Consider the following 15,806-nt stretch of genomic DNA (forward strand, 5'->3'; position numbering starts at 1 on the left):
ACTGGTACGGAGCGTCATGGAATCGACCAAATACATCGGCCGCGTCGGCGCGCTGGCCGTTGCTCTCGGCATCGGCACAGCATTGACTTCCGGGACCGGAATCGCCTGGGCCGACGGCGGGTCCGGTGATCCCGGCAAATCGACGACGGGCAGCTCCGACGGTTCCACCCCAAGCTCGGGGACAAAGAAGAACCCGAGCAAACCATCGACGATCAAGAAGCCGGCCACGACTCCGTCCGGCGCACTGTCGAAGATCGGCGAGCGGATCCGCAAGGACGTCGAGTCGGGACTGAATGATGTCAGCGACACGATCAAGCAAACGCAGAGCCGCCTGGACACCGCTCGCAGCCCGCTGAAAAACCGGACCACCAAGGCCCGGAGCAAGATTCAGGGCACACTCACCAATGTGCCCGAGACCGGCAACAAGGCCGACATCAGCACGAAGACAGACAGCACGCGGACCGCCGCGGACGCGGCGACGTCTGCACCGACGCTGAAGCGCGCGCAACGCCCCAACACCAACACGGTGGTGGTACGTCTGAACGAGGTTGCCGAGAACATCAACCAGCGCAATCACGACGTCGTCTCCGCCTTGGGCACCGACGTCGCGAAGTTCGACATCCCCGCTATCCCCGACATCGTGCCGGAGAAGACCGTCGTCCCGGCTGCGCCGGCCACCGCATCCAAGGTCAGCGCACCTCCGGTTGTCTCGGCCCTGCTGAGCGTCGCGGGGCTGTCGCCGTTCGGTGCGGGTAGCAGCCCCGTCGCACCTGGTCAGTCCCCCGCTTTGTGGGCCATGATGGCTTGGACACGAAGGGAATTCGAGCGGTCGATCAATCCGGTCGCTTCGCGCGTGGTGTCGGCCAACGACGCCGCATCGGTGGTCGCCGAGGGCGAGATCCAGCCGATGGCGGCCGCCGCCCCCAATGCCGCGGTGCAGACCGATGACCTGACGCCCAAACCCCAGGTCCCGTCGTCATTGGCGAATTACACCTCCAAGCTCGGGTGGGTCACCGGCCCCGGCGTCACCGACCACTGGTACGTCGCGGGGACCGACCTGGGCATCATGTGGAACAGCGGCTACACCGACCCGGTGACCGGGAAACCGGTCATCTACACGCTGTTCGGCGATACCTACAGCGAGCCCGGCATGGCCGGCGACTGGCGCAACAACGTACTGTTTCGCACGATCGACACCGATCTGTCCGATGGTCTGCAATTCAACGGTGCGGTGATCAATGCCGGGGCGCAGTATCCAGGCGACCCCGGCGGGACTCATCAGTGGTACGGCACCGGGGGCGCCCCGGCCGGCGCCACGCAGATCATCTACGACCCGGGCGGCCTCAACGGACTGTTCGGCCAGACCTACACGATGATCCCGACGTCGGCCATCGCGATCGAAAACCCCGGCGCCGAGGGCGGTTACCGGCAGTACGCCACGGTGATGTCGGTCCGCACCTGGGACAACCCGGGCAGCTGGACCACGAACTACTCCGCGATCGCCTACTCCGACGACGGCGGCAAGACCTGGACCGTCGACCGCGACACCGTGCGCTCGTCGGGCTGGTTCCGAGCCGGACCGGCCTACGTCCCGGGCGACGAGCATTTCCAGCAGAATGCGCTGGTGATGTCGGACGACCCGACCGACCCGTACGTCTACGTGTACGGGACTCCTTCGGGCAGGCAGGGTTCGGCGTACGTGGCCCGGGTGCAGAAGGATCAGATCGGCAACCTGGATGCCTACGAGTACTTCTCGGGTGAGGATTCCAGCGGCGCCGGGCAGTGGGTGACGGGTGATCCGTCGGCGGCGGCTCCGGTGTTCGGCTCCAGCAGCACCGATTTCCTGCCGACGCTCTACAAGGTGGCGGACTTCTTCACCCTCGGGTTGTTCACCAAGATCGCCAACGGCATCTGGGTCGGCGGGCTGCCCACGGGCGGCAATGTCAGCGAGATGTCGGTGCAGTACAACGAGTATCTGGGCAAGTACGTCGTGCTCTACACCGATGGCGGCAACAACGTCGTGATGCGGGTGTCGGATTCACCGCAGGGTGAATGGTCGGATACGACGACGCTGGTGAACAACAACCTGACGTCCAACACCGGCATGTATGCGCCCATGGTCCACCCGATGTCGGGCACCGATTACTTCAACAAGGTCGACGCCAACGGCAATGTCGTGGAGGACAACTCGCAGTACCTGTACTACAACCTTTCCTACTGGGGTGACTACAACGTCCGGTTGATGCAGACCGACCTGTCCACGATGAAGACGGTCTCGGTGTAGCCGGATGTCTCGAACGTTCGCGTTGTGTGCGGCGGCCCTCACCGTGGTTGCCGCACTCAGCACGAGTGCCTGTGCGCACGCCGACCCCGAGCCGGTGCCGCAGGGACCGTCCGAAACCACGGCGCCTCAACCAGACTCGTCGTGCGCCGAGAACCTGGACGGGGCACTGACCCCTGCCGATCCCGCACAGACCGGCAACAACCGGCGTCTGTTGCAGTGCACGGCCGGGAGCTGGCAGACGTTCGGCGGCCCCTATCCCTCGTCGGATCGCTGGCTGACCGCCGGGCCCGAGGTGATCCTGCACGGGCAGGGCAGGCGAAACCCGGAAGCCCGGGCGGGCACCTGGACAGGGACCCCGCAGACTGCCGAGGCCCATTGTGGCGCCGAAGTTGTGGATGTCCTGGGCGCAGGCAGGACGTCGGAGCCGCAGACGTTCAGCGCAGACCCGGGCCAGTCGCTGACGATCGAGGTCAGCGACCACATGTTCACGACGAAGCTCAGCGGCTACTGCCTTTGGGCGCGTAGCTGACGAGCTACCCCACGCCCCTGTTCAGCCAGGACACCTCGGCGCCGTCGCCGCCGTTGCGGTAGGGCTCGAGCGACTCGTCCCATGCGGTACCCAGCACGGTGTCGAGTTCGGCTGCCAGCATGTCGGCGCCGCCGGCCATGAGGGAACGCAGCCGCATCTCACCGACCATCACATCACCGTTGGCACTCATCGCACCGCTCCACAGACCGAGGTGGGGGGTGTGGCACCAGCGGTGCCCGTCCACCCCGGCACTGGGGTCCTCGGTCACCTCGAAGCGCAGCACTGACCAGGAGCGCAGGGCATTGGCCAACTGCGCCCCGGTGCCGACGGGCCCAACCCAGTTGGTCACCGCGCGCAACTGGCCGGGCATGGCCGGTTGCGGCGTCCACTTGAGGTTCGCCCGCGCCGACAGGGTCGACGACAACGCCCACTCAACATGCGGGCATACCGCCGCGGGTGAGGCATGGACATACACCACGCCCGTCGCCGCGTCGGCGAACTGGTTCGACGCACGCATCTGCTACTCCTTCGGATACGAGGGACGTCTTCCCCAACGGCCTGGTATTCCGATCGAGCATGCAGTTGTGTGTGCCGCGCGTGTCTATTGTGCCCTGTGTGGCCAGTGTTGCGCTAGTGTGTCCCGTTTTCTCTCAGCACTCCATCAGATATCGCAGGCCACAGCGGGTAGGTCCAGTCGCCGAAGTCGCGGTCGGTGAGCACCACCAAGGCCAGGTCAGCGGCCGGATCGACCCATAGGAACGTCCCCGACTGGCCGAAATGCCCGAACGTGCGCGCGGAGTTCGCCGACCCCGTCCAGTGCGGCGATTTTCCGTTCCGGAGCTCGAAGCCCAGCCCCCAGTCGTTCGGCCGTTGCACCCCGAAGCCCGGCAACACCCCGTCGATCCCGGGAAACTGCACTGTCACCGCGTCGTCGTGCAGCTGCTGCGACACCAACGCCGGGCGGAGCAACTCCCGGGCGAATGCCGCCAGATCCCCGACGGTCGATACACCGCCGAACCCGGCGGCCTGCGTCCCGCCCAACAGAGTGGACTTGGTCATCTGCAGCGGCGCGAAGACCGCCTCGGTCAGATAGCTGGCGAACTCGATGTCGGCGGCATCCTCGACAGCACGCGCCAGCAGTTCGAATCCATAGTTCGAATAGATCCGACGCTGCCCCGGCCTGGCGAGCACCTCGGCCGAGCGCATCGACACGCCCGAGGCGTGAGCCAACAGGTGCCGGATCGTCGAACCGGGCGGGCCCGCCGGAGTGTCGAGTTCGACCGCGCCCTCTTCGATCGCGATCTGCGCGGCACGGGCGACGAGCGGTTTGGTCACCGAGGCCAACGTGAAGGGTTTGTCCAGATCGCCATGGCCGGCCATCACACCCGAGGGGCCGACCACTGCAGCAGCCGCTGTCTCGACGGGCCAGGTATCGATAACGCGGAGGACTTCGGCGGCGCTCATCGACACCAAATCTATCGGGCACGCCCCAGACTCCGGGACAGCAACTCCTCGACCATGCTCGCCGCCACCGCATCCACGTCGGCGACCAGGCGACGCAGTCCGACCACCCGCCGGACCAACTCCCCCGGATCGGGGTTCGCAACCGCCGAGAGCCGGTGCACGTCGAGGACCGCGCGGTAAGCCGACTCCGATGAGTCCGGTTCGGTGGCCTCACACCACTGCTGCATCGACTGCGTCCACGACGTCAACCGATCACCTGCGCCCTGGCGGTGCGCCAGGCTCAACGCCCGGCGGTACACATCTGCCGCCCATTCCACCGGCACCGGCTCATCGAGCACCGGCAGCAGCACCTGATCGAGCGCCTGGTAACCGGCCGGATCGCCTGCAGCGGCGGCCGCCACCCCGCCGAGCGCCCGCGCCAGTGTGGCCAAGGCGGCGTCGTCCAAGTTCTCTGCAAGGACGGACAACCGCCGCGTCTCAGCGCCGAATCGGTCGTTGTCGCCGGTATCGACCGCCGTCGCCGCGAGTAGGTATGCCAGGTAACCGTGCGCGGTGGTCTCCGGGACGCCGTCCAGCAGCATCTGCGCCCGCTGCCCCCAACTGCCGGCCAGCGACACGTGACCGCGAGCCAACCAGGCCAGGCCGAGTTCGGCCGCCTTCATCGCGGCCTGCACCTGGTCGGTGCGCAGCAGCCGGGTGTGTACCTGTTCGTTGATCCGCACCGATTCGCGGCCATGACCCTGCCGCCAGGCCGCCGCGGCGTACACGGCAAGATCGTCGGTGTCGAGGGACAGCACGCCGTCGACTCGGCTGAAGGATTCGTAGCTGGTACGCCAGTCATTTCGCTGATACGCAGAGCGTGCGACCACGAGCAGTTGGGTTCGATCGTCGACCACAACCCACGGTAACGCGCGGACGCTCCACCGGGCCGAGATTCAGTGGACGACGAGATCCGGCCACTAATTGGACACCTGTCCGGTTTGCATTAGGTTATAGGCATGAGCCAGACGGTGCGTGGTGTGATTTCTCGGTCCAAAGGTCAGCCGGTCGAACTGGTCGACATCGTCATCCCCGATCCGGGTCCCGGTGAGGTGGTGGTCGACATCATCGCCTGCGGCGTGTGTCATACCGACCTGACCTACCGCGAGGGCGGCATCAACGACGAATACCCGTTCCTGCTCGGCCACGAAGCCGCCGGCACCGTCGAATCCGTCGGTGAAGGTGTGACCCATGTCGAGCCCGGCGACTTCGTGATCCTGAACTGGCGCGCGGTGTGTGGGGAATGCCGCGCCTGTAAACGTGGCCGCCCGCACCTGTGCTTCGACACCCACAACGCTGCGCAGAAGATGACGTTGACCGACGGCACCGAACTCACCCCGGCGCTGGGTATCGGCGCGTTCGCCGACAAGACCCTCGTCCACAAAGGCCAGTGCACCAAGGTCGATTCCGAGGCCGACCCGGCCGTGGCCGGCCTGCTGGGCTGCGGTGTGATGGCCGGCATCGGCGCGGCGATCAACACCGGTGCGGTCACCCGAGACGACACCGTCGCCGTCATCGGCTGCGGCGGTGTGGGAGACGCGGCGATCGCCGGTGCCGCTCTGGTCGGCGCGAAGAAGATCATCGCCGTCGACACCGACAACAAGAAGCTGAACTGGGCCCGCGATTTCGGGGCCACTCACACCATCAACGCCCGTGAACTCGACGCAGTCGAGACCATCCAGGATCTGACCGACGGGTTCGGCGCCGATGTCGTGATCGACGCGGTCGGACGCCCCGAGACCTGGAAGCAGGCGTTCTACGCGCGCGATCTGGCCGGCACCGTGGTGCTGGTCGGTGTGCCGACCCCGGACATGACCCTGGAGATGCCGTTGGTCGACTTCTTCTCCCGCGGAGGGTCGTTGAAGTCCTCCTGGTACGGCGACTGCCTGCCCGAACGCGACTTCCCCACCCTGATCTCGCTGTACCTGCAGGGCCGGCTGCCGTTGGAGAAGTTCGTCTCCGAGCGCATCGGGCTGGATGCGATCGAGGATGCGTTCCACAAGATGCACGCCGGCGAGGTGCTGCGCTCGGTGGTGGTGTTGAAGAAATGAGCGGACCTTCGCAGATCCAGCGGGTAGTCACCAGCGGCAAGTTCGAACTGGACGGCGGCAGTTGGGACGTCGACAACAACATCTGGCTCGTCGGGGATGACAGTGACGTCATCGTGTTCGACGCCGCCCACACCGCCGCCCCGATCATCGAGGCCGTGGGCGGCCGCAACGTCGTCGCAGTGGTCTGCACCCACGGCCACAACGACCACATCACCGTTGCACCCGAACTGGGCAAGGCATTGGACGCACCGGTGCTGCTGCACCCCGCCGACGAGATGTTGTGGCGAGTCATGCACCCCGACAACGACTTCCGCACGGTCGAGGACGGTCTCGTGCTGAAGGCCGGCGGCCTCGAACTGCACGCCCTGCACACCCCCGGACACTCCCCCGGCTCGGTGTGCTGGTCCATCCCCGAACTGGGCGCGGTGGTCTCGGGCGACACCCTGTTCCAGGGCGGCCCGGGTGCCACCGGTCGGTCGTTCTCCGACTTCCCCACGATCCTGGACTCCATCTCCAAGCGACTGGGCATGCTGCCCGGAGAAACCGTCGTCTACACCGGGCACGGAGACACCACCACCATCGGCGACGAGATCATCCATTACGACGAATGGGTTGCCCGCGGGCATTAGCCCTTGCGGCGGGAAGCGAGTCGATAACCTGACTCAATGGTCGACAGGCCAGTTCGCACCGCGGTGCTGCTTTGCGTGGCACTGCTGGTCTCGATGGCCTGTTCGCCTTCGCCGCCCGAGCCGATGCCGCCACTGCCCGGCACGACTGCCCAGCCCACCACCGGCCAGGCAGCCATTCCGCGGCTTGGTGTCTCGGGAACGTCGCTCACCATCGATGGCAAACCGGTGTGGCCGATCGGCATCAACGCCTACCAGCTGGCCACCAACTGGTCTGTCAATGCTGGATGCGGCGCACAGGTTGATCTCGACTCGTACTTCGGCAGCCTGCCGGCGCATTCGGTGACGCGGTTCAACGCCTACTCCAGCTTCGCGGTGAACAAATACACCGGGCAACTCGATTTCACCGCGCTGGACGCAGTGTTCCGCGCAGCCGAGCGTCACGGCCAGCTCCTGATCGCTGTGCTCACCAGTGACGACGGCGGTTGCGAGAACGACTATTTCAAGGATTACGACTGGTACGCGGGCGGCTGGCGCACCGAAGTCTCGCACGGTCTACCGATGACGTTCACCGCGTGGCTGGACACCGCCGTCAAGCGCTGGGGCGGCTCGCCATCGGTTGCCGGGTGGACTGCAGTGGGTGAACCCGAGCCGTCCTACTGCCTGGACCACACCTGCCATTGGACCAAGCGCAGTTGCCATGCCACCGCTCCGGAAACACTGCGCACGTTCCTGGACATCTCCGGGGCCCGGATTCGCGAATTGGACCCTGGCGCCATCATCTTCAGCGGTCACGCCGGCGGTGGGCAGTGCGGGTCGGCGGGAGACGAGTTCGAGATGGTGGCCGCCTCCCCCGGCGTCGATGTGCTCGAGTACCACTACTACGAGCAGATGGACTATCTGCCCGGAGACCCTTACGACGGGCTACAACGCCGCGTCGCGCAAACCCGTGCCGTAGGTAAGCCGTTGTTTGCCGCCGAGATCGGCATGGAGGCAGGTTCCTGTGCATCGCTGCGTGAGCGGAAACAGGTCCTCGGCGGGGCCATCGAAAAGATGCACGCATTCGGGGCCGCAGGAGCGATGTTCTGGGCTTTCGTGCCAGATCCACGGCCCAGCGAATGCACCCTCGACATCGGTCCCGCCGACCCCTTGCTGTCTATGATCGGCAACACCCCCGGGTAGAGAGGTTGCGATCACGCTGAGCCAGTTCCTTACCGGCAGGCGTCGACCCGCCCATAGTGGCACCCATGACGAGTTCAGATGGGCGGACCGCAGCGGTGATCGGTGCGGGACAAACCGGCGTGACGGCCGCCCTCGGGCTGCTGGACAACGGATTTGCGGTCACCCTCTACAACGACCGCGATCAACGCAGTTTGCGTGATGACGTTCCGGCCACCGGCACCGCGCTGATCTTCGGGGAGGCCCAGCGGGCCGAGGAGTCGCTGGGTCTGAACACCTATCTGGCCACCGCCCCGACCTTGACCGGGGAAAGTGTGCGCGTGGTGGACGGTTCCGGTCCGGACCGGTCGGAGGAGATCGCCTTTGACGTCGACTTCGACGGCTTCGTCGGGCTCGCGGTGGACACCCGGCTCAAGGCCGATGATCGGCTCACCTTGTTCCAGCAGCGCGGCGGAACGTTCGTGGTCGAGGCTGTAGACCCGGTGCGCCTGGACGAGATCGCCGCGAGTGTCGACCTCACGCTGGTTGCGACCGGCCGCGGTGGGTTGTCGTCCCTGTTTCCTGTCGACGCCGAGCGCTCCGCCTACGATCGGCCGCAGCGCAGCCTGTTGACGGTGACATTGACCGGTTTACCCTACGGTCCTGAGGTTTTCGCCCACCGCAGCGGCGCAGGGGGCCGCCACAGCGCCTTGACTGTGGTCTCCGATCAGGGCGAGGCTTGGTGGGGTGGGTACCTGCACAAGGATGCCGGACCGACCTGGGCGTTCCTGGGCTGGGCCCGCCCCGGTAGCGAGTGGGAGCACCGGTTCGCCGGCGCCCACGACGCGCAATCCGCGCTCGACATCGTCACCGCCCTGCACCGCGACTTCATCGACTGGGACCTGCCCGAAGTCGGTGAGCTCAGGACCATCGAGGCCGATCCGCACTCGTGGCTCAAAGGCGCCGTCACCCAGGTGGTGCGTGGCGGGGTGGGCCGCACCGCCAGTGGTCATCCAGTGGCCGCGCTGGGCGATACCGCGGTGTCTTACGATCCGATCGCCGGTCAGGGCGCACAAGGCGGCCTGATACAGGCCGCAGTACTGGTGCGCAAGGCAGCCCAACATGACGGACCGTTCGACGAGGCTTGGCTGCGCAACGCATTCGAGGATTTCTATGCGGACCGGGCACGGGCCGCGCAACTGGTCACCCGGTTGTTCCTGTCCGATCCCGAGCTGGCCGAGTACGGCAACCTGTTCTTCGCGGCGGCGCAGGGCAGCCCGCGGTTCGCCTCGAAACTCTATGGGCTGCTGAATGATCCGAGGCCGGTCGAACGTCTCGACTCGGTGGCCGCCGCCAAGCAGCTGATCACCGAGTTCTCCGGTGAGCCGGCTGACGCGTTACTGGAGCGGTTCGTGCCGGTCGGATCCTTCCAGCGCTCCGGCCTGGTGACGCGGGCCGCCTAGCCTCAGCTCCCCAGGATCCGGCGCTTCTCCGCTTCGAACTCGACCTCGGTCAGTGCACCGGTATCACGCAGGGCAGCAATGGTTTTGAGCTGTTCGAGCCGGACGGCCTGATCGTCGGGAACCTGGGATCCGGAATATGTCGGGGTGTACGTCGGGGTGCCGGTCGGTGCGTACGTCGGCGGGTAGCTGGGTGGCGGAGTCGGCCGCTTCCCCGAACGGAGGCTCCACATGATCGACAGGCCGAGCGCGACAGCGGCCAGCACCGTCATCCCGATGAAAGGCCACATCACCCAGTAGTAGGGACTGCTGTGCCCGAATGTCAGCCTGGGATTCTGAGACTCGAAGACCGAGGCCTTGGCGTCGATACGGTAGGTCCCTGCCTCCTTGATGTGGGCGGTGAAGACCCGCACCGTGATTTCCCGGTTGGTCTTCGATGAACTGCTCATCGAGTCGGTGATGAGCGGTGTGGCCACTCCGGCCGGCGGGGTGATGGCCAGTTGGATCGGAGGCACCATCACCCCCTTGCCGCCCACGGTGAGGGTCGTGGCGCGGTAGGCGATGTCCACGTCGCCGGCGGGCAACTCCAAACTCGCCGAGCCCGGGATCGGCACCTCGCCGTAGGCATCGTCATCTGCGATGACGAACGCGTTCACCATCACCGACGCGATGATGCCGAGAACACCGATCACCAAGGCGACGACGGACACGATGATCGCCGTCCGCGGGGCGCCCCCTCCGTTACTCATCGCCGAAGTGTGTCATAGCCGGTCGGTAGCGGGTTACCGTCGGGGTATGCCTCGCGACGACACGCAGAGCACCGAGACCGCCCGACCGGCACGCCGGTTGGCGCTGCGCTATTGGGTGGCGTTGATCTTGGTCGCCCTGGCCGCGATCTTCGTCGCGCAGAACCGTGATCGGGTGGGTGTACACGTGCTCTGGGTGACCGTCGAGTCGCCGATGTGGTTCATCTTGGTCATCATTTTCGTCATGGGCGTACTCATCGGACTGCTGCTGCGTCGGCGACGGCGAACCTGATCATGGCCAGGCCGCGCCGAGCCACACCCCGCCCGCACACCGCCGGAATGAGTTCGGCGATCAAGCTTCTCGAGCTCGCGGCGCACACGGTACCGATCCCGGCAGCGCCTCAACCCGTCGTCATCGCCGACTACGGAGCCGGCACCGCGCACAATTCGATGCAACCGATCAACGCCGCCATCGCGGCGGTGCGCAGCCGCACCCGACCCGAGCACTCGATTCTGGTGACGCACACCGATGTCGCCGACAACGACTTCTCCACGATGTTCCGGATTCTGGAGGAGGATCCGGAGTCCTATCGGTACAGGGATTCGGCCACCTTCAGTTCGGCGATCGGCCGGTCGTTCTACAGCCAGATCCTGCCGTCGAACAGCGTGCACCTGGGCTGGTCGGCCTGGGCGGTAGCACGACTGAGCAAGGTGCCGATGCCGGTCGCCGACCACGTCATCGCGGCCTACAGCAACGACGAGCAGGTGCGCGCCGCCTATGCCAGGCAGGCAGCTCACGATTGGCACGAGTTCATCGCCTTCCGCGGCCGCGAACTGTGTCCGGGTGGTCGCCTGGTGGTGTTGACGACGGCAGTGGACGACGACGGTGATTTGGGCTACCGCCCGCTGTTCCGCGCCGTCGTCGGTGCGCTGACCGAGCTGATTGCCACCGGTGTGGTGAGCGCCGAGGAGGCGACGCGGATGTCGTTGCCGATCGCGGGACGGCGTGCCGTGGATTTCACCGCACCGTTCGCCCCGTCGGGGCGGTTCGAGCGGCTTGAGATCCAGCACGTCGAACTGATCGAGGCGGAGGACCGAATCTTCAATGCTTACCGCAGCGACAGGGACGCAGGCGCTTTCGGCACTCGCTGGGCCGACTTCCTCAAGTTCACGGCATTCGCCGATCTGGGGGCGACGCTCGAGGGTGGCCTCGACCGGTTGCCGGTGTTCTACGACCGGCTGCATGCGGGCATCGCGGCGCGGCTGTCCGCCGAGCCCGAGGAGATGCGCATCCCGATCGCCGCGGTGGTGTTGGAGAAGCGCCGGCCGAGCCAGTGATCAAACCGGCGACCAGGCCGGCAGGGCCGCGTCGATCAGATGCGGTCCCGGCTCCGCCAGCGCCGCGCGGAACTGGTCGGCAAGCTCATCGGCCGTGGTGGCCCGGGTGGCCGGAACTCCGAATCCCTGTGCTATCGAGGCGAAGTCGATGTCCGGACGACTCAGGTCGAGCAGTGAACGCGACCGTTCCCCGTTGGCCTGAGTCCCCACCCGCAACAACTCGAGCTGCAGGATGGCATACGCGTGGTTGTTCAGGATCACCACGGTGACGTCGAGCTGTTCGCGGGCCATCGTCCACAGGGCCGAAATGGTGTATGCGGCACTGCCATCGGACTGCAGGGCGATGACCGGTCGGTCCGGCGCGGCGATTGCGGCTCCCACCGCGACCGGCAGGCCCTGTCCGATGGCGCCGCCGGTCAGGGTCAGGACATCGTGGCGCGGAGCGGTTGCAGTGGCCGCCGGCAGAAACACGCCGCTGGTGTTGGCCTCGTCGGAGATGATCGCGTTCTCCGGCAGTAGCGCCGCGATCACCTGCGCCAGGTTCTGTGGATTGAGCGGGCCGGTGGGCAACTCGGTCGGGACGGGCGGCGGCGGGGCGGGTAGTTCACCGCCCAATTCGTCTGCCAGTGCGGCCAATTCATGCACCGACAGAGCACAGACCTCGGCACCTTCGGGCACCAACACACTCGGCTTGCCCGGATAGGCGAAGAACGACACCGGCGATTTCGCGCCGACCAACACCAGATGCGTTGCCCCGAAGAGTTGTTGGGTGGCCTGCTCAGCCAGGTAGCCGAGCCGCTCGATGGGCGGTACGCCCCGTCCGCGGGCCAGCCGGGCCGGAAAAGTCTCGACCAGCACGCGCGCCCCGGTTGCCGCGCCGATCCGCGCCGCGGCCCGTAGACCCTCCGTGTGGGTCGCGGCACCGCCCAGCAACACCACCGCGCGCTCCCCCTGGGTGCGCAGCAACTCGGCCGCACCGGCGACATCCAGGAGGCCGGCCGGTCCGTCGTCAACTGGATATTCGATGCCTGTGTCGGGCAAGGGGTTCTGCGGCGCACTACCCCAGGAATAGTCGGCGGGCAGGACCAGGGTGGCGACACGTCCGGGCGTGCCAGTCGCGCTCTGCACCGCACCGTGCACGGCGGCATCGAGGTCGGCGGCTGATTCGGGCCGGTGCACCGAACCGCCCGTCCAGTACCCGAGCGCATCGATGTCGGACTCCAGCGGCGCGTCGAGCGGTTGATGGTAGGTCGCATGATCGCCGACGACGTTGACCACCGAAGTGAACGCGCGCCGGGCGTTGTGCAGGTTGGCCAGACCGTTGGCCATCCCTGGGCCGAGGTGTAGCAGGGTCGCCGCGGGAGTGCCGGCGATGCGGGCGTATCCGTCGGCGGCTCCGGTGGCGACGCCTTCGAACAGACACAGCACCGGACGCATGGCCGGAGCGGCATCCAGCGCGGCCACGAAATGCATCTCCGAGGTGCCCGGGTTGGCGAAACACACGTCGACGCCCTCGGCCAGCAGCCGGTTCACCACCACTTCGGCGCCGGTGCTCACGAGACGCTCCCCGCGCCGTTTTCAGTTTTCTGCCAGCCGTTGTGCACCCGTCCATCTTGGTCGGCAGCCGTTCGGGATGCCACTACCAGACCTTGACTGATTATCAGTCAGTCTGGCACCGTGGGTCTACATCGTCCACATCGGGTCGACATCCCCACGGGCTGAGCGGAGCCAGACCATGCGACACCGCGGAATCCACCTTTCCGGCACGAAGGCTGTGATCACCGGCGCATCGAGCGGGATCGGACGCGAGCTGGCGCTGGCCCTGGCGCAGCGGGGCGCGACGCTGGCGCTCGCGGCCCGCCGCAAGGATCTGCTCGACGACCTCGCCGACGAGATTGCGGGCACGGGAGTGCCCCGCCCCGCCGTACTCCCCGTCGATCTGGCCATCCCCGGTTCCGCAGTCGAACTCGGCCGCCGGGCCCTGGATGCGCTCGGCGGGGTGGACATCGCGGTCAACAATGCCGGCACCAACTTGACCGGAGCGCAATCGCTCGTGGCTGACTCGGCCGCCGCCCGCGCCGTCTTCGAGGTCAATGTCTGGTCCCCGCTGGCGCTCACCTCCGCACTGCTGCCGGCCATGCGCGCGGCCGATTCCGGTGTGATCGTCAACGTCACCTCTACCGTTCAGGCCGTGCCACTCCCCCTGCTCGGTTATTACTCCGCATCCAAAGCCGCTCTGGCCCAGGCGACGAAGTCGCTGCGGCTAGAGCTGGCCGGGACCGGCATCCGGGTGGTGGAGGTGGTGCCCGGTGCGACCGACACAGCGCTGCGCGACATCGACGAGCTGCCGTGGAAGACCACCCCGCCACCGACGTTGCCGCCGGTGGCGCCCGCGTCCACCGCAGCGGCCATCGTCCGCGGGCTCGAGCGCGGCGCCCGCCGGGTCGTCCATCCACGCTATTCGCTTATCCCCCTGGAGGTTCCAGCCTTGGGTCGGATGCTCGCCACAGTGGGCGGCCGGCGGGTCGATACCCGCGGCGCACTGGCCGGGCCAATTCGGTGAACACGCAAGCCAAGTCGACCGATCGGCATCAGCTCATCATCGATGCGGCCCGGAGACTTTTCGCGACACGGCCCTACGATCAGGTCACCACGGCACAGGTCGCCAAGGACGCCGGTGTGGCCTACGGCTTGATCGCCCACCACTTCACCAACAAGCGTGGCCTGTATCTGGCGGTGATGAACGAGATCGCCGAGGAGATCGCTGCGGTTCAGACCGCCGCCGCACCGCCGGGTGCGAGCCTGGCAGATCAGTTACGCCATGCCCTGCGCAGCCATATCACCCACATCGATTCGTACTCGGGCAGTTTCGTCGCGCTGCTGCGTGGGGCGCTGGGCGCCGATCCCGAACATCAGTCGGCCGTCGAACACCTCCGATGGTCGGGAGCTCAACGCATCCTGTCGGCCCTGGGTATCGCCGAGCCCGTCGCGCCTGGCCTGCGCATCGCCATGCACGGTTGGATCGGTTTCCTCGACGAGATGATGATCGACCGCATCACCCACCGCGACGTGGACATCGAGGTCCTCGTCGACCTCGCCGCTGCCGCGTTGGCCGTTACGTTGCGCACCGCGGCCACACTCGACCGCTCCATCACTTACACCTCCGAGGCGACGGCGGCCATCGACGCGCTCACGCGAGGCTGATCCGGGCGACGCCACTCGCGCTCGGTCGATAGGCGTCCGGTCGGCAAGTCTTGCCGGGCGCAACTGATGAGATTTCCCGGCAAACGCACCCTCCGACGGGCTCGCACATTCTACGATGCGCTTACTTACGATACCGTCAATTCAAGATCACAAGGGAGTTCCCATGTTTCGCGCCTTTCTCCTCGCAGCAGCCTTGATCGGCGGCGCCATCGGTGTGGCCCCCATGGCACAGGCCGACCCGCCGTATCGTTACTGCAAAGACGCCTACGCGGACGGCAAGTCCAACATGACGACGGACGATCCCGGCTATGCCTCCCACCTCGACAGCGACGGTGACGGCATCGCCTGCGAGAAGAAGTCCTAGCGGGTCATGGCATCGACAAGCGCGATCCGCGTTGTCGGTGTCGTAGTGTGCCTGTTCGCCCTCATCACCCCTCTGCCCGCCTCGGCCGACCCCATCGCCACGACAGCAGTGGTGCTGCGAGTGGTCGACGGCGACACCATCGACATTCGCGACGATGTGCGGGGCCGACTTCGCGTGCGAATCCTGGGTATCGACACGCCTGAGACCAAGAAGCCCGGCTACACCGTCGGCTGCTGGGGCCCGGAGGCGACGGAGTTCGCGAGGTCGAACATGGTCGGACAGCGGGTGGCACTTCAGCCCGATCCGACTCAAGACAGAACCGATCGATATGGGCGCACCCTGGCGTACCTGGTCCGCGCCGACGGTTGGGATTACTCAGTGGAGGCCGCGCGGGCCGGGATGGCCCACGCCTACGTGTATGGTCACCGCCCCGTCACCCGCTATGACGCCATCTCGGCGGCCGAAAACGAAGCGCGACAAGCGCATCGCGGCCTGTGGGGTCCACCGTGTGACGGCAATACCGAGTCGGTTCCGCGCTGAGCC

At 66.6% G+C, this 15,806-nt stretch carries 17 protein-coding genes; 12 read left to right on the plus strand and 5 right to left on the minus strand.

The genetic code is table 11. From position 1 onward, the window contains the following. Positions 1–16 precede the first annotated feature (16 nt). Positions 17–2,284 carry a glycoside hydrolase family 183 protein gene (locus tag AC4ELS_RS28480; protein ID WP_499050310.1) on the plus strand — a complete coding sequence of 756 codons (2,268 nt, stop codon included), beginning with the start codon at positions 17–19 and terminating at the stop codon, positions 2,282–2,284. Between the two features lie 4 nt (positions 2,285–2,288). Then, positions 2,289–2,813 (plus strand): hypothetical protein, encoded by a 525-nt coding sequence (locus AC4ELS_RS28485; RefSeq protein WP_448443326.1) that lies wholly within the window; start codon positions 2,289–2,291, stop codon positions 2,811–2,813. 4 nt (positions 2,814–2,817) lie between these two features. Here the strand turns inward: AC4ELS_RS28485 and AC4ELS_RS28490 are convergent, their stop codons facing one another. The 3 genes from AC4ELS_RS28490 to AC4ELS_RS28500 all read right to left on the minus strand — a co-directional run bounded on the left by AC4ELS_RS28490 (position 2,818) and on the right by AC4ELS_RS28500 (position 5,173). Continuing rightward, positions 2,818–3,330, minus strand: a complete 513-nt coding sequence (locus tag AC4ELS_RS28490; RefSeq protein ID WP_064931052.1) for a DUF3145 domain-containing protein — start codon at positions 3,328–3,330, stop codon at positions 2,818–2,820. Between the two features lie 113 nt (positions 3,331–3,443). Continuing rightward, positions 3,444–4,277 carry a serine hydrolase domain-containing protein gene (locus AC4ELS_RS28495; protein ID WP_448443328.1) on the minus strand — a complete coding sequence of 278 codons (834 nt, stop codon included), beginning with the start codon at positions 4,275–4,277 and terminating at the stop codon, positions 3,444–3,446. Between the two features lie 11 nt (positions 4,278–4,288). Continuing rightward, positions 4,289–5,173 (minus strand): chemotaxis protein CheY, encoded by an 885-nt coding sequence (locus tag AC4ELS_RS28500; RefSeq protein WP_448443330.1) that lies wholly within the window; start codon positions 5,171–5,173, stop codon positions 4,289–4,291. A 102-nt stretch (positions 5,174–5,275) separates the two neighbouring features. Here AC4ELS_RS28500 and AC4ELS_RS28505 point away from each other — a divergent pair, with 102 nt between their 5' ends. The 4 genes from AC4ELS_RS28505 to AC4ELS_RS28520 all read left to right on the plus strand — a co-directional run bounded on the left by AC4ELS_RS28505 (position 5,276) and on the right by AC4ELS_RS28520 (position 9,614). Further along, entirely contained in the window at positions 5,276–6,367 is a 1,092-nt protein-coding gene (locus AC4ELS_RS28505; RefSeq protein ID WP_499050314.1) for an S-(hydroxymethyl)mycothiol dehydrogenase, read from the plus strand. Beyond that, entirely contained in the window at positions 6,364–6,996 is a 633-nt protein-coding gene (locus tag AC4ELS_RS28510; protein WP_499050316.1) for an MBL fold metallo-hydrolase, read from the plus strand. Before AC4ELS_RS28505 ends, AC4ELS_RS28510 begins: the two co-directional genes overlap by 4 nt. Before the next feature lie 36 nt (positions 6,997–7,032). Further along, positions 7,033–8,175, plus strand: coding sequence for a beta-mannosidase (locus tag AC4ELS_RS28515; RefSeq protein ID WP_499050318.1), 1,143 nt, complete (start codon positions 7,033–7,035; stop codon positions 8,173–8,175). A gap of 65 nt (positions 8,176–8,240) precedes the next feature. Continuing rightward, positions 8,241–9,614, plus strand: coding sequence for a styrene monooxygenase/indole monooxygenase family protein (locus AC4ELS_RS28520; RefSeq protein WP_448443338.1), 1,374 nt, complete (start codon positions 8,241–8,243; stop codon positions 9,612–9,614). A gap of 2 nt (positions 9,615–9,616) precedes the next feature. Here the strand turns inward: AC4ELS_RS28520 and AC4ELS_RS28525 are convergent, their stop codons facing one another. Then, positions 9,617–10,360, minus strand: a complete 744-nt coding sequence (locus tag AC4ELS_RS28525; RefSeq protein WP_448443340.1) for an SHOCT domain-containing protein — start codon at positions 10,358–10,360, stop codon at positions 9,617–9,619. A gap of 46 nt (positions 10,361–10,406) precedes the next feature. Between AC4ELS_RS28525 and AC4ELS_RS28530 the strand changes: the two genes are divergently transcribed. After that, positions 10,407–10,649 carry an LPXTG cell wall anchor domain-containing protein gene (locus AC4ELS_RS28530; protein ID WP_064878050.1) on the plus strand — a complete coding sequence of 81 codons (243 nt, stop codon included), beginning with the start codon at positions 10,407–10,409 and terminating at the stop codon, positions 10,647–10,649. 47 nt (positions 10,650–10,696) lie between these two features. Beyond that, positions 10,697–11,695: a class I SAM-dependent methyltransferase gene (locus AC4ELS_RS28535; protein WP_448443342.1), complete on the plus strand. Its 999-nt coding sequence runs from the start codon at positions 10,697–10,699 to the stop codon at positions 11,693–11,695. Here AC4ELS_RS28535 and AC4ELS_RS28540 read toward each other — a convergent pair whose 3' ends face one another. Further along, a complete protein-coding gene (locus tag AC4ELS_RS28540) occupies positions 11,696–13,252 on the minus strand; it encodes an acetolactate synthase large subunit (RefSeq protein WP_499050321.1) in 1,557 nt (518 codons plus the stop codon). It lies immediately after the preceding gene. Positions 13,253–13,430: 178 nt separating this feature from the next. Between AC4ELS_RS28540 and AC4ELS_RS28545 the strand changes: the two genes are divergently transcribed. From AC4ELS_RS28545 to AC4ELS_RS28560, 4 genes are all read left to right on the plus strand, one after another. Further along, a complete protein-coding gene (locus tag AC4ELS_RS28545; protein ID WP_498886281.1) occupies positions 13,431–14,258 on the plus strand; it encodes an SDR family NAD(P)-dependent oxidoreductase in 828 nt (275 codons plus the stop codon). Then, positions 14,255–14,899, plus strand: coding sequence for a TetR/AcrR family transcriptional regulator (locus tag AC4ELS_RS28550; protein ID WP_448443348.1), 645 nt, complete (start codon positions 14,255–14,257; stop codon positions 14,897–14,899). The genes AC4ELS_RS28545 and AC4ELS_RS28550 overlap by 4 nt, the downstream gene beginning before the upstream one ends. A 163-nt stretch (positions 14,900–15,062) precedes the next feature. Then, entirely contained in the window at positions 15,063–15,263 is a 201-nt protein-coding gene (locus tag AC4ELS_RS28555) for an excalibur calcium-binding domain-containing protein (protein ID WP_448443350.1), read from the plus strand. A 6-nt stretch (positions 15,264–15,269) separates the two neighbouring features. Beyond that, a complete protein-coding gene (locus AC4ELS_RS28560) occupies positions 15,270–15,803 on the plus strand; it encodes a thermonuclease family protein (protein ID WP_448443352.1) in 534 nt (177 codons plus the stop codon). Positions 15,804–15,806 lie beyond the last annotated feature (3 nt).

The organism is Mycobacterium shunyiense, assembly GCF_058270035.1.

Excerpts from the sequence above, each read along its gene's own strand:
- AC4ELS_RS28480 (WP_499050310.1), top strand. The coding sequence starts at position 17 with ATGGAATCGACCAAATACATCGGCCGCGTCGGCGCGCTGGCCGTTGCT.
- AC4ELS_RS28485 (WP_448443326.1), top strand. The coding sequence starts at position 2,289 with ATGTCTCGAACGTTCGCGTTGTGTGCGGCGGCCCTCACCGTGGTTGCC.
- AC4ELS_RS28490 (WP_064931052.1), bottom strand. The coding sequence starts at position 3,330 with ATGCGTGCGTCGAACCAGTTCGCCGACGCGGCGACGGGCGTGGTGTAT.
- AC4ELS_RS28495 (WP_448443328.1), bottom strand. The coding sequence starts at position 4,277 with ATGAGCGCCGCCGAAGTCCTCCGCGTTATCGATACCTGGCCCGTCGAG.
- AC4ELS_RS28505 (WP_499050314.1), top strand. The coding sequence starts at position 5,276 with ATGAGCCAGACGGTGCGTGGTGTGATTTCTCGGTCCAAAGGTCAGCCG.
- AC4ELS_RS28510 (WP_499050316.1), top strand. The coding sequence starts at position 6,364 with ATGAGCGGACCTTCGCAGATCCAGCGGGTAGTCACCAGCGGCAAGTTC.
- AC4ELS_RS28515 (WP_499050318.1), top strand. The coding sequence starts at position 7,033 with ATGGTCGACAGGCCAGTTCGCACCGCGGTGCTGCTTTGCGTGGCACTG.
- AC4ELS_RS28520 (WP_448443338.1), top strand. The coding sequence starts at position 8,241 with ATGACGAGTTCAGATGGGCGGACCGCAGCGGTGATCGGTGCGGGACAA.
- AC4ELS_RS28525 (WP_448443340.1), bottom strand. The coding sequence starts at position 10,360 with ATGAGTAACGGAGGGGGCGCCCCGCGGACGGCGATCATCGTGTCCGTC.
- AC4ELS_RS28530 (WP_064878050.1), top strand. The coding sequence starts at position 10,407 with ATGCCTCGCGACGACACGCAGAGCACCGAGACCGCCCGACCGGCACGC.
- AC4ELS_RS28535 (WP_448443342.1), top strand. The coding sequence starts at position 10,697 with ATGAGTTCGGCGATCAAGCTTCTCGAGCTCGCGGCGCACACGGTACCG.
- AC4ELS_RS28545 (WP_498886281.1), top strand. The coding sequence starts at position 13,431 with ATGCGACACCGCGGAATCCACCTTTCCGGCACGAAGGCTGTGATCACC.
- AC4ELS_RS28555 (WP_448443350.1), top strand. The coding sequence starts at position 15,063 with ATGTTTCGCGCCTTTCTCCTCGCAGCAGCCTTGATCGGCGGCGCCATC.
- AC4ELS_RS28560 (WP_448443352.1), top strand. The coding sequence starts at position 15,270 with ATGGCATCGACAAGCGCGATCCGCGTTGTCGGTGTCGTAGTGTGCCTG.